Origin of the sequence: Paenibacillus sp. V4I7 (assembly GCF_030817275.1) — a bacterium.
Taxonomy (GTDB): Bacteria; Bacillota; Bacilli; order Paenibacillales; family NBRC-103111; genus Paenibacillus_E.
Genome location: NZ_JAUSZD010000002.1, coordinates 4,680,564 through 4,694,545, shown reverse-complemented (window position 1 = coordinate 4,694,545; position 13,982 = coordinate 4,680,564). Strand labels below are relative to the sequence as shown.

8 protein-coding genes are annotated in these 13,982 nt (G+C 47.6%); 6 read left to right on the top strand and 2 right to left on the bottom strand.

The window, feature by feature from the left end; all coding sequences use genetic code 11:
- The first annotated feature begins 12 nt into the window (after nt 1-12).
- The 4 genes from QFZ80_RS22475 to pdxA all read left to right on the top strand — a co-directional run bounded on the left by QFZ80_RS22475 (nt 13) and on the right by pdxA (nt 5,522).
- Nucleotides 13-966, top strand: a complete 954-nt coding sequence (locus tag QFZ80_RS22475) for a pectinesterase family protein (protein WP_307561117.1) — start codon at nt 13-15, stop codon at nt 964-966.
- Nucleotides 967-1,145: 179 nt separating this feature from the next.
- On the top strand, nt 1,146-2,990 hold the full coding sequence (locus QFZ80_RS22470) for a sigma-54-dependent Fis family transcriptional regulator (RefSeq protein WP_307561115.1): 1,845 nt from the start codon (nt 1,146-1,148) through the stop codon (nt 2,988-2,990).
- Between the two features lie 223 nt (nt 2,991-3,213).
- Nucleotides 3,214-4,527 carry a four-carbon acid sugar kinase family protein gene (locus QFZ80_RS22465; protein ID WP_307561113.1) on the top strand — a complete coding sequence of 438 codons (1,314 nt, stop codon included), beginning with the start codon at nt 3,214-3,216 and terminating at the stop codon, nt 4,525-4,527.
- Complete coding sequence (gene pdxA, locus QFZ80_RS22460) at nt 4,524-5,522, top strand: 4-hydroxythreonine-4-phosphate dehydrogenase PdxA (protein ID WP_307561111.1); 999 nt, start codon at nt 4,524-4,526, stop codon at nt 5,520-5,522. The genes QFZ80_RS22465 and pdxA overlap by 4 nt, the downstream gene beginning before the upstream one ends.
- 188 nt (nt 5,523-5,710) lie before the next feature.
- Here the strand turns inward: pdxA and nagA are convergent, their stop codons facing one another.
- Together nagA and QFZ80_RS22450 are read right to left on the bottom strand one after the other, a co-directional pair.
- Nucleotides 5,711-6,856: an N-acetylglucosamine-6-phosphate deacetylase gene (gene nagA / locus QFZ80_RS22455; RefSeq protein WP_307561109.1), complete on the bottom strand. Its 1,146-nt coding sequence runs from the start codon at nt 6,854-6,856 to the stop codon at nt 5,711-5,713.
- Nucleotides 6,846-7,640, bottom strand: coding sequence for a DeoR/GlpR family DNA-binding transcription regulator (locus tag QFZ80_RS22450; protein ID WP_307553981.1), 795 nt, complete (start codon nt 7,638-7,640; stop codon nt 6,846-6,848). The genes nagA and QFZ80_RS22450 overlap by 11 nt, the downstream gene beginning before the upstream one ends.
- 316 nt (nt 7,641-7,956) lie before the next feature.
- Between QFZ80_RS22450 and QFZ80_RS22445 the strand changes: the two genes are divergently transcribed.
- Nucleotides 7,957-10,305, top strand: coding sequence for an AraC family transcriptional regulator (locus tag QFZ80_RS22445; protein WP_307561107.1), 2,349 nt, complete (start codon nt 7,957-7,959; stop codon nt 10,303-10,305).
- A 158-nt stretch (nt 10,306-10,463) separates the two neighbouring features.
- On the top strand, nt 10,464-13,895 hold the full coding sequence (locus QFZ80_RS22440; RefSeq protein WP_307561105.1) for a hypothetical protein: 3,432 nt from the start codon (nt 10,464-10,466) through the stop codon (nt 13,893-13,895).
- Nucleotides 13,896-13,982: the final 87 nt, after the last annotated feature.

The following is a 13,982-nucleotide window of genomic DNA, read 5'->3' as shown; positions in this document are numbered from 1 at the left end:
GAGGAGAGAAACATGGACAAACTCATAGTGGATGCCGGCGGCGGCGGCCATTTTCGAACTGTTCAGGAAGCGATCAACGCTGTGCCTGACCATTCGGAGAATCGTACTGTTATCTATATCCGCAAGGGGATATACCGGGAGAAGCTTATAGTCCCACAGAGCAAACGGAATCTTACCTTGCTTGGTGAAAGCCAGCAAGAGACGGTGTTGGTATATGGCGACTACGCACGCATGAAGGATGCCGAGGGACAGGAGATCGGTACCTTCAAGAGCTGCAGCATGTACATTTATGCAGATCTGTTTCAGGCGGAGAACCTGACGATAAGCAATGATGCGGGCTGTGGGGATATTGTGGGTCAGGCGGTTGCCTTGCATTCGGAGGGAGACAAAGCCGTCTTCCGCAGGATCCGCTTGCTAGGCCGTCAGGATACCCTGTATACACCTGGGAACGGACGGCATTATTTCGTGGATTCCTATATTGAAGGAACGGTAGACTTTATTTTCGGTTCGGCGACGGTCGTTTTTGAACGCTGCGAAATTCGAAGCATAACCCGTACCGGCGATGAAATGAACGGCTTGAATCCGAAAACCGGCTATATTACCGCATCGAATGCACCCGAAGGGCAGTCTTACGGATATGTATTTCTGAACTGCTCGTTGACGGGAGCCGCTCCCGAGCACAGCGTTTTCCTAGGCAGGCCTTGGCGGGCTTATGCACATGTCTTGTTTCTCCGATGTGATATGGAGAAGCATATTCATCCGGATGGCTGGAATAACTGGCGTGATCCCGCACGAGAGCTGACGGCCCGTTACGGGGAATACGGCACAAAGGGGCCGGGAGCCGACCCGGAGAGCCGGGTACGTTGGTCACGGCATCTTACAAAAGCGGAGGCAGATGCAATTACTGTACAGACTGTGCTCAGCGGCATAGACAGCTGGGATCCGGAGGGGGAACTCCATCCATGAGGGCCGCAATTCATATTTACTTAGCAGGAGATTCGACAATGTGCTGCTACGATGAATCCGTCGCACCATAGGCGGGCTGGGGAACGATAATACAAAAGGCTACTCTATCTAAGGGTGGCCTTTTGTATTATAATTTCAGAAAAAGTGTTTCATTATGAAACGATTAAGGGGTGCAGGAGATGAAAATTAACGTTTTAGCCATAGCTCCCTACGTTGGGTTAAGAGATCTTTTGCTCGAGATGGTGCAGGAAGAAACAGCTATTCACATGGATGTGGAAGTGGCTGACCTGCAGGAGGCCATACCGCTAGTGCAGCTTGCTGAAGAACGCGGTTACAATATGATCGTAAGTCGCGGAGGCACGGCCAGCCTGATTCGCCAGCATTCTTCCCTTCCAGTAGTGGATATCCCTGTATCTGGTTACGATATTTTACGAGTGTTAACGCTCGTTAGGAAAGCAAACTCCAAAGTAGCCATCATCGGTTTTCCTAACATATGTAAAGCTGTGTCAGAGGTGTCAAGTCTATTAGAGTTTAAAATCCCTACATTTTCTATCGGGGACCCGTCGGAGGTAAAGAGTGCGCTGCGGCAAGCTTTTCAATCTGATGTGAAAATCGTACTGGGCGACGCCGTTACGGTACGTGCCGCGCAGGAGATGGGTTATCATGGGATCTTGATTACTTCGGGACGAGAATCGGTAAGCGACATGTTTCAAGAAGTGAGTAGAGTCTTTGATGTATATAGACGAGGGCAAGAAAAGGTGATGTTTTATCGGGAAATATTGGATAACGACGCAAGGGCTATCTTTGCTTTGGATCAAAAGAAGAACGTGACATATATAAATAAGGCAGCAGGTAACATGATAGGCGGAAAGCCGGAAGAAGATGTGTGCGGTAGCAGTATACAATTGCTTTTTCCTGTCCTATATAAATTAATTCAACAATTTGAAGAAACGCCGGGCACTAAGGACCTGCTGCAGCAATTCCTTCACGTGAACGACCAGCAATATAAAGTCAGCGTCACGGCTCATGGAACAGTAGGCCCTTTTCATTACTTGGTTAGCCTAGATTCCATTGAAAATTGGAGAAATGAGCGAAGATTTGCGGCTTATATCCCTTCAAGGATCACTACCTTTAATCAGTTAGTCGGTTCGAGTTCTATCCTCAAGAAAACGATATTACGGGCTAGTAAGTATGCACAAACCAACCGTAATGTTTGGATTTCAGGGGAGAAGGGAACGGGCAAGACTATGTTTGCCCAAGCAATTCATTCCGCAAGCAAGCGGCATGATCTGGGTTTTTATATGATTTCGTGCGAGGAGATGACGGAACAGGAATTGGATGGTTTGTTAATGGGCACCAAAGAGGAGCTTAGTTTGCCGGAAACAGGTTTCGCGGGGACCTTATATCTGAATAATGTGGACAGGCTAGATCGTGTAGCGCAAGATAAATGGCTCCAAGTCGTTAAACACTATAAGAGCATCCGCTTTGTAGCATCCTCTTCGACCACATTGAACCGACTGAGAAGCAGGGCTGATGTTAACCATGATCTCATTATGGCTCTTAGTGAGCTTCATTTTACGATCCCTCCGCTGAGGGAACGTGTGGAGGATTTGGATGAGATTGTAAGAGTGATCATTGCCTCATATAACTCACAATCAGGCAAGCAGATCGTAGGTTTTCGCGATTCGGCGATGGATGAACTAATGCAATATCATTGGGCGGGCAATCTGCGTGAACTAGTAAACGCAATTCATGAAATGCTTATATTAACCAAAGGGAATTATGTTGAATCCAAAGAAGCAGCGTTGGTGATTGATCGGTATAGGCAATCTGCGAACCTGAACATAGCGACGGCTTCCACACAAATAGATCTAAGAGGAACTATGGAGGAAATTGAACGGCGAATCATCACGCATGTCCTTCAGGAGGAAGGAATGAACCAGTCCCAAACTTGTAAAAGGTTGGGCATCAACCGCACAACGTTGTGGAGAAAGCTAAACAAAACGTTGAATAATGAAACATAATTACTATTGAGTTGATCGATAGAATCTTTGTATAATAGAAATGTAGCGCTTGCGAAATGCAAATGTGTTTCAAAATGAAACAATAAATAGGGGTAACACTTATGAGAATTAAGGCGGACCATTGAACGAATCCCTGGCGTTATGATGATTATCAACGATAGACTTCAAAGCTACTCCGTATATTTTGAAAAAGGGCGGCACACTTTTAGAAGGAGGTAGGAAAGTGGAACGGATATCCATTATTGCAGATGATTTGACGGGCGCATCGGACTCTGGTGTCCAATTTGCCAGAAACGGGTTGAAGACGCAGGTTATCTTTGATTGGATGTCTATCTCGGACGTAGACAATGAAATAGATGTCATTGTAATTGATACGGACAGCCGCTCCATAGCGGGAGAGATGGCCTATCAAAGAGCCAAAAGCGCTGCACTCGCACTAAAGGATAAGGGCTTTACTTGGATTTATAAAAAAATGGACTCGACACTTAGAGGTAACCTTGGACAGGAAATCAAAGGCGTCATGGATGCTTTCGGTTTTGAGGCAGCTTTTATCGCACCTGCATTTCCGAGAATTGGTCGAGCGACAGTGAATGGGATTCACTATTTGAATGGGATTCCTATTCATGAGACGGAAATGGCAAGAGATCCGAAGACTCCAGTACCGGATTCGGACATCGCACGTATCCTCCTTAAACAATCAGGGAAGAGTTGTGCCAATATTGATTTATCCTTGCTGCATGACGGTCTAGATTCGGTGAGCCACTATATTAAGGACGCAATAAAGAACAACACGAAATTGTTCGTTTTCGATGCTGAAACCGACGAGGACCTGAAACGCATCGCCGCACTTATTCAATCATTCGGCTCCCGAGTTCTCTGGGTAGGATCTGCAGGTTTAACAGAGTTTCTGTTACCGATGGATCGTCCTCAGAAACAAGAAAATCATCACAAAAAACCATCTGCGCAAGGACCCGTAATGTTGGTTGCCGGCAGTATATCGAATATTACTCGCGAGCAAGTAGCGGAAGTCAACCAACAAGCGAATGTGACAGCATTAGAAATGAACCCGCTCGCAGCCATTGGTACACCTGAAGTGAGAGATCAAGAAATTGAAAGTTGCCTAGCTAAATTACTGTCCGCCCTTTCCGAAGGGAAGGATGTTTCTTTGCACGCAGGTACTTCGCCTGAGCAGGTAAACGCAGCAAGAGAAAAAGGGGCAGAACTAGGATTAGAGCCTTCGGACGTATCCAATCGTATCGCAGACACTCTAGGGGTCATTACAAGCAAAGTTGTTTCAGCCGTGCCGCTCAAGGGACTCGTACTGACTGGTGGCGATACGGCCAAGGCGGTCTGCAGAAACTTAGGCGTACATGGTATTGAACTGCAAAATGAAGTGGAGCCAGGCATTCCTTACGGAACGTTGCTTGGAGGGGATTGTTTGGCGACGGTGACCAAAGCTGGAGCTTTTGGAAACAAAAAGTCTTTATTACATGCCATGCAATTTATCCATCTTGAGAAAGGGGAGAAACAGAAATGACGAAACCGGTCATTGGTATTACTATGGGGGATGGAGCAGGTGTCGGTCCCGAGATCATTATGAAGGCATTGGGGGATAAGGATGTCTACGAAGGCTGTCGCCCATTCGTCATTGGAGATGCCAAAATTTTGGAGCGAGCAGGACACGTTGTCCAGAGTCAGCTGCAAATTCGTTCGATATCGTCCCTATCGGAGGCGAAGTATGCTTTTGGAGTTGTGGACTGTTTGGATTTAAATCTGCTGCCTACCGACCTGCCTTTCGGTCAGGTTTCGGCCGAAGCGGGACACGCTGCTTTTATGTACTTGAAGCAAGCAATCGAGATGGCTAATGAAGGACAAATCGATGCCATTTGTACAGCTCCCTTGAATAAAGCAGCTCTGCATAAGAGCGGTCACATTTATCCTGGCCATACCGAGATTTTAGCTGAATTAACGGGTACGCAAGATTTTGCTATGATGCTATCGGCACCTAAGCTGAAGGTCATTCATGTGACAACCCACATAGGTATTATTGATGCTGTCAAAATGATTGAACCGCAGCGCGTATATAATGTGATTCGCATGGCTTATGAAACACTCCAAAAGGCGGGATATGTGAACCCGCGAATTGCCGTGTGTGGCATAAACCCTCATGCCGGAGAAAATGGTTTGTTCGGATACGGTGAAGAGGATGAGAAGATCGTCCCAGCAGTGGAGCGTGCGCAAAAAGAAGGAATTCAAGTCCAAGGACCGCTCCCGGCAGATACGCTCTTTTTCAGAACGACAAGAGGGGACTTTGATATTGTGGTTGCTATGTATCATGACCAAGGGCATGGTCCTGTCAAAGTGCTTGGGTTAGAAGCAGGGGTCAATATTACTGTAGGATTACCGATTATTCGTACCAGTGTCGATCATGGAACGGCTTTCGATATTGCCGGCAAAGGGGTAGCCGACGAGCAGAGCATGAAGGAAGCTCTGCGTCAGGCGATCGAATTGGCACCGAAACGTAACAATTAAGCTATAGCATAACCCTAAGCTGAGCTTAATCCCAGAAATGTTCATATGTAAAAAACCCCCGGTGGGGGTTTTTGTGTTGCAGACAGCGAGGAATCGCACGGAGATATAATCGTGCTCCTGATTCATTGAATCTAGTTTCCAAACGCAAACTGTGAAGGACAGCTGCTTAGAGGGAATTTACCCAAACATTAGATGATATGACCCCTAATCATTGTCCATTGCACTTGGAATTGTTCATTTAACAAGACAAGATCAGCGTCAAAGCCCTTGGTGATTCTGCCTAGGGTATTAAGGCTTAATATTCGTGCAGGTGTGGTTGAAGCCATTTGAACCGCGTCTTTTAAAGGAATGCCGGTTTCAATGGTTAGACGCAGTGCCTCATTCATCGTAACCGTACTGGAGGCTAAAGTCCCATCCTCTAGTCGAGCTACACCGTCGGAAACCGTAACATGATGGCCGCCGAACACATAATTCCCATCACCAAGTCCCATGGCTTGTAAAGCATCTGTGATAAGTACCATGCCATCGGGTCCTTTCAGACGATGCATCATTCGAACGATTGCAGGATGCAAATGAATGCCATCCACAATCGCTTGGAGGCTTACATGTTCTTCTTCAAAAGCGGCTACAACCAGACCTGGATCACGATGATGAATCGGACGCATGCCATTGAAACAATGCGTTACGTGACTCGCTCCGGCCTCGAAGGCTTGCTTTGCTTCCTCGTAGGTGGCATCCGAATGCGCAACGGCGATGATGACGCCCTTTTCTTTCAGAAAAGAGATGAGCTCCATCCCGCCAGGTAATTCGGGGGCTATTGTAACCATCTTAATCAGTCCATTTGCTTCGTTAAAAATCTCTTGCATTTCAGTAAGATTCGGATGTCGTAAAAACCGTTCATTCTGCATACCTTTACGCTTCGGATTCAGGTAAGGACCCTCTAGATGAAGCCCGGCAATTTTGGCCCCGACTTCATGCCCGATTACACGTTTCACACTACGAATCATGGTTAGTAATTCTTCAATTGTAGAGCTAACAGAGGTAACCAGAAACGAAGTGCAGCCCGTTTCAGCACAAGCCCGCGAAACCTCCTGAATACTCTGTTCACTGCCATCCATCATATCGAACCCGTTAGCACCGTGGATATGCACATCGATCATGCCAGGTATCAATAAATGTCCTTGGCCATCTATAAGTTCATATTCGCCCACCGGAAGAGAAGAAAGACCACTTTCTAGCTTTTCAATAATTCCGTTTCTTATCCAAAGTGTGGCAGGTAGAACAAGGTCGTCTGGTTGAACCACGTTTACGTTGTGCAAAATTTTAAGACTCATCTTTGTTATCCTCCTCATCTTTGTCTTTCTCTTCACATTGAATAATCGCTATATTTTTATGATGGAGTACTTCTTTTATTTCGTTAGGCACCTCTTGATCGGTAATCAAAATATCCACAAAGTCAAAATCTAAACGATAAACCGATTTGCTTGTAAACTTCGTGAAATCTGCTACGACGATTACCTGATCCGATCTGCGGGCCATCTCTTTTTTTACAGAAACATCATCTTCGTAAGGAAAGTAAAGCCCATCAGCTTGTATAGCTGTAGCTCCGATAAATGCCTTATCAGCTCTTAATTCTCTTAACTTATCAATGACGGAAGGTCCATATAATAACCGATTTTTGGTATGTAAATAGCCGCCTAGCACATAAACTTGCAGATCTTCCCGACCTGAGAGAATCCCTACAATGTCTATGGAGTGTGTGACAGCCGTAATATTTTTAGCTGAAATTTGTTCTGCTACAGACTGTACCGTAGTTGATACGTCTAAAATGACTGTTTCCCGATCTTGAACTAGTTTAGCTGCGATCTTCCCAATTTTTCTTTTACTGTCTGTTTCGTCAATTAAACGTTCCTGATAGGTGGCTATTTCCTTCTTCAATTGAGGCAAAGCGACGCCTCCATGTGTACGAATGACGACCCCTTCTTGTACTAATTTAACAATATCTCTTCGGGCTGTATCCCTAGAAACATCTAGAAGAGAGCAGATATCCATAACACTCATCGCATGGTGTTCTTTAATATAGTCGAGTATTTTCAGTAATCGTTCTTCTTGATACATCATCATCACCTCTTATAAGTAAGTTTATCATGAATTTTAAGTGTATAAAAGTAATTTTTAAGTATTTGTAAGTATTTCAAAGTCATTTGCTGCGCGAGCAGCACGACTATTTCAACTTGCCTAGCTTATTTGTTTAGTCGAGGCAATAGATGCCACTTCTAAAAAAAGAACAGTTTTGTCTATAAAAACTTCATTCATTGAAAATTAAGTGGTGATATGCTATGAGAAGATGGCAGCGATTTCATTATTTCTAGAAAACTATTCCCGTATAATATTAATTCGACAAATGTTACAATAAGGCCGGGGGGGAAAGAATATGATCAGTTACATCAAGTCGTTCATGCGCAACAAAAACTTTCTGATCCGGATTGTTTCGTCTTATGTTCTTTTCGGACTGCTGGTCATTGTGGTCTTGACGTTAGTTATTACTTCTAAAGTTTCAAGGAATTTGACTGATGAAATCAATCGCTCCGCGGATCGCTCCGTCGAGCAGTCATATAATGCGGCGAACATTTTGCTGAACTCAATGTATGAAAATTTTGCTAGCGCTTTCCAGAACGCTGATGTACAGTACGGTTTTTATAACGTGGATTTCAATACAACTGAATTGGGAAGAATAGGCAGCAAGTTGTATGAACTCAGCAATACGAATCCATTGATACACTCGATTTATTTGTTAAATTATCAAAAAAAACTCGTTTTCTCATCTATATCTACTGTTCAGACCTTTGACGATTTCTACGATCCAGGAATGATTCAGCTGCTGGGTAATTTACAGGTGAATAAATCCGGCATATTTTTTTCGCGCCATATTCAGCATGACATCAACGGGCGAAAGTATGACAAAGATCTGGTCTCCATTGTTTATTTGAACTCAATCGGGAAGAATGCGAACGGCGCTATGGTATTGAATCTGGATCAGCAAATCTTGCAGAGAATGGTCATGAACGGGGCGGGCAGCAATTCTTTTCAAACGATGATTCTGAACAAGCAAGGTACGGTCATTTCGCATACGGACAGTGCTATGATCAACTCGAATTTGTCCGATCAAAGCTATGTGCAGGGAATCAGCGCTTCGAGCGAGCCCAGAGGCACCATTGAAATGACGAAGGACGGCCAAAGCTACCGCATCTCTTATATCAAATCCGACAGCTTGGGCTGGACCTTCATAGGCGTTATCGATTATGAGAGTCTCCTCCGCAATGTGAAGGAAATGAAGCGGTATATTTTATTGGTAACTGGTGTCCTGCTATTGACCGTGATCGGGCTCGGGGGCTTCTTTACCCGCCTCATTTACGGTCCGATTCATCGTCTGATCCGAAGCGTTCGCGACTCTTCCTCGGATTCATGGGAGAGGCAACCCGTTTCTGAGCTGGACTTGCTGAGTGGGACATTTGCTTATTTGGAGAATAAAATTCAGGATTTGCAAACCAGTGTCACGGACTATCATTCTGCGAAACGCAATGAAGTGCTGCGGCTGCTGACATCCGGCAGCCTGACGGACGATGCCGGAATAGCCCGTAAGCTCAATCAAGTAGGCATCGCATTCGAATATCCTCAATTTCTCGTATGTTTGCTGCGAATCGACTCCTTTCGCAGCCTGCAGAATGCCTATAAGCAAACGGATATTTCTTTGTTCAAATATGCGGTTTCCAATATCGCCGTTGAGCTTGGATCGAACACGTTCCGGACGGTCTGCTTCGATTGCGGGGAGGATGAGATTGCGCTAATCGCCAATATCCCGGAGGATATGACGAATGCGGACCAACGACTTGCAGCCGCGCTTCAGGACATTCAGACGAATGTACGCAAATATTTGAAGCTGTCGATTTCCGCAGCATCGGGTACGTTTGTTCATAGTTTAGCGCAGGTCAAACTATCCTGGAGCGCCGCCTATGACGCCTCACGATACAGAATTGTGCTTGGACCGGGTTGTTTGATAGGCCAAGATTTTCCGGAAACACGAGAACCGCTGCAGGAAAGTCATGTCATGTTGTTGGAGAAACAAGTGACTGACAGCATGAAACTGGGGGATTTGGGGAAGACAAGAGCGGCTGTTGGTGAGTTTATTGCTAATGTGCGGACGGCTTCATTCGACGAGATGATGCTGGTGTTTACCCAGTTGCTGATCGCGATCGTACGGATTTCCAAATCGATGGGAGCGGCCGATCATGAAGAGGCCCGTATGGACATCGGCTCCCTTAGCAAGCAGTTATATTTGATGGAGACGATGGAAGAGATCGAGCAGTGGTACTTAAACATATGCGAGAATTCGATCAGCCAGAGAGACCAGCAATCGCTGCAGAAGAACAAATGGATTGTCGACAAAGTGATCCAGTATATTCATGAAAATTACAGCTCCCCAGGCTTGACCGTTGATACACTTGTGGAGGTCGGAGGATTATCGACCAATTACATGCGCAAAGTGTTCAAAGATATCGTAGGTCAAACGATGACCGTCTATTTGACGGAGTACCGATTCACGAAAGCGAAGGAGCTGCTGATTCAGACGGATTTGCCGGCGAACAGGATCGGCGAGATGGTAGGATTCGAGAACACGAATTATTTCTATGTGTCGTTCAAGAAGCACTGCGGCAAAACCCCCGACCATTTCCGCAAGCAATCGAAATATAGCATGATAGATGAAAGTAAAATTAACATTTAATGAAAGTGGTTGGATTTTAAAGCTTTGAATCGTTGCCGATCGTTTATTATGATCGAAACTTGAACTATGACTGGGCCTTGAGCTCGACTACGATAAGAGTCGAGCCCAAGGCCCAGTTGTATTTATTTCTAACATAACGATTCGGAAGGCGTGATTGAATGACAAAGACTATAGAGAATCTCTCCTTATGGACAGGGATGAGCGGATCCGATATGGATTATTCTCTTCTAAGCCATGAGGCGGAGGCGATCTTCGAATACGATAAGGCACAGGATTGGCGGCCATGGGACGCTCTTTCGTTAGAAGTCTATCTCCCTAAGAATACGACGGCCCTTCTGACGTTCCGCATTTATCCGATCTCTATCGGCAGACCGGAATATATTCCTTATACAATGGCTGCTGCGGCAGTGAGCGGCGAAGGCTGGACCTCGATTGAGGTATCGTTCGATCAATTCGATTATTCCCATGCTACACCCGCATTTTGGCGCATGGTCAGCAGAGTCGGCGTGAAGGCACATTTCTTGAATGGCGGGCAAGCGGATGAGATTCAGGTCAGAAGGCTTCGGCTGAAGACGCTAGGTCGGATTTCCTTACATGCGCAGCAGCTGTCCCGATCGGCTGAACTGGGAGAAACCGTCGTCTATGACCTGACGGTCCGCAATGAAACGGACGAAACGCAGGCTGTAGCTCTCGGCTTGGAACGTTACGGGTACGAATCTATGGAGTTGCTGCTCGAACCGAAGCTTCTTCTGCTCGGTCCCGGACAATCGGGCATGGCATCGCTGCAGGCGGCCGTTCACGATGGAGTAGCTCCGGGCGGGTTTGAGAAACATAACGTAACTGCAATACCGAACGGCAATGCCAATTACGCCAAGCGACAGACCTTATACACCGTACGAAAGCTCCGGCATCCTTATATCATTCACACGGAAGCCGGATGGGAGCAGGTCAAGCGAAATGCAAAGGACTACGATTGGGCGATGAGAGAGCTGGACAATTATATCCGGATGGCGGAGGAATGGGTTGTCCCCGAGGCGCAGGGAGCTGGGAAGCCTCATGCCTTCGACCTGTCGCAGAGATTTAAGCTACATGCGGCGGGCGTGGCATGGAAGCTGACAGGACGCGCGGATTTGCTCGAAAAGGCGGTACTGTTTCTACGGCGATTCGCAGATCCTTTGACCGGATACCCGGCTACGGATGCTCCGGTACTACACATCTATGCCTCCCGCGAAGAGAGGGCATTGCCGACTCCTGGAGCAGTCAAGGTAAGTACCGGCGGGCTCATACATGAAGGAGAAATGATGTTGGACATCGCTTCCATCTATGACTTGGTCTACGATGCGGAATGCTGGACGGAAGAAGACCGTCGCAGGATCGAGGCGGCGTTCCGACTCTTTATCGAGAAGGTCGATTGGATGATCACCGACGGGGATACGAATAATATTCCTTCCGGTGGCATGGTCGGTGCGTTCCTGTGCAGCTTAGTCATTCAAGACATGCATTGGATTCAGCGCTTTCTCCACGGACCGGGCGGTTTCGTTGATATGGTGGGAACCGGGGTCATGGATGACGGCTGGTATTTTGAAGGGGCAACTAACTATGTCGTCTTGTTCGCTGATATGTTTACGCGCTTGGTTCAGGCCTGCGAGCCTTGGGGTCTTAATCTGAAAAACTGGAGTGTGCCGCCCTCCTACCAAAGGAATGCCATGCTTTCTCCTTGGTCTATGCCGAACGAGAAGCCCTTTCTCGGCATGTCCTTCGAAAAATTCGGGCCTGTTCGCCGTAATTACAGATCGGTGCGCGACGTCTGGGATGCGATGCTGCCTTTCATCGACGACCGCGGCATTCTGTTCGGCGCCAACGACTCTACGGCGAAGGATATGGTGAAGTGGTACGATCTGGCTTATTATGTTTGGCGCGAACCGAAATATACATCGGTACTTCGCAATGCGAACAGGCGCGATTTGATCTACGGAGTCGGGGAATTGCCCGAGCCGCCGGAAAGCCATGACGAACGATCCGTATATGCCGCCAACGTCGGATTGGCTATGCTGCGCTCCCGTAAACCGAATGTTGCGCCTTCCTCACAGATCCAGGCTGTTGTGAAATATGGCAGTCACGGCGGTTATCATGGACACTTCGACCGTATGGGACTGGCCGCTTTGATGCGGCATGGCAGAAACGCATACGGCCCGCTCGCTTCTTGGTTCGGCTATCATTCGTTTATGTTCAAGATGTGGGTGCAGGCTTCCGTGTCCCACAATATGGTCGTTGTCGATCAGCGTATGCAGGAGCCGGTACCATCAGAGCGTCTGTTGTTCTACAGCGGCTCGATGCTGAACGTTTGTGCCGTCGAGACGTCGGCGAGGTGGAGCGATCCGCCGTACGGAGGCCAGACGCCGTACCCCGAGACGTTCCCAGAGGAACGGGGCCTAATCGAAGGCCGCGATGTTCCGGTTCCCTCCATCGCTCGGAAGCAGGGAGATATCGGGACGTATTCGGAGCGGGTTCTGCAGCGCAGGCTGGTCGCGGTGACGGATGATTACGTCATCGTAGCGGACTACCTGCGGGGGGAAGAAACGCATACGTTCGACTGCCTTCATCATTATCAGGGCTTCCATGACCTTACGTCAGAGCGGAAGCGGCACATTCGCCATACGGGCCAAATGAACGACGATCCTTACGGCGCCTGCCAGTTCATAACCGACTGCGATTGGTATGAATGCGAAGCTCCTGTGCAAATCCGTTTTTCCCACCAATACGACCGGGTAAAGGACGATAGTGACGGCCGCCACGCCATGTACAATGAAAATGGCCCTATGAATCTCCATGTGCATTCGCTATGGCCGCGCCAGCAGGAGGTTATGACCGGTTGGTATGCAGAGGCCGACCAGATCAACAAAACGATAAGCTACAAGGTTTCAGGAGACGGAGTAAAGCTGACGGAAGGACGTTTCGGCGCCTGGATATTGGGGAAAAGAAGCGTACAGATTGATCTTTCGGGCGTGAAGGAGCTTAAACTGCAGATCGAAACGGATCGAGCAGCCAAGAAAACCGTCTTCTGGGGAGACCCCTTTGTGCTGACAAAGGACGGCCGCCGGATTCACCTCTCCGAATTGCCTGCTCGTTACGACAATGTAGATCGCGGGAACGGCATCGGAATCGATTACTATGGAGGTCCTGTGCATCTGGTAGGGGAGAACTATGATGGTGCGCTGCCGTTCGAGCCGCTAGATTCTGGGCGGCCGGCCGAAGCTGTATTCGACTTGAACGGTCTCGATGTCGTCAGCTTCGAGGGGACTATCGGTGGCGATTATCCGCTAGGCAACGATGCCGCTCGCAGGAAAACCGTGAGTGTCCGCAGCGTCGGCAAAGAAGCGTACTTCCTGACGATTCTTGAACCGCACGAAGGAGATTCGGCAATTGTATCTGCTGAAGCTTCCTCGCCGGGAGAACTGACAGTTCGTCTCGCTAACGGACGGACTCAAGTGTTGTCGATCCGAGGCCTGGAAGGGGACAGGGAAGGCATTCACGTTCATGCCCGGGAGCTTGTAAACGGCATTATCGTGCGGGAGGAAACAGCGGAATGAACACTAAATCGTTACGATTCGACCAAAGTAGTGAGATTTTACACCCTGATTTGATGAGCAATTAATGATTTTATACGAAATCCAAAC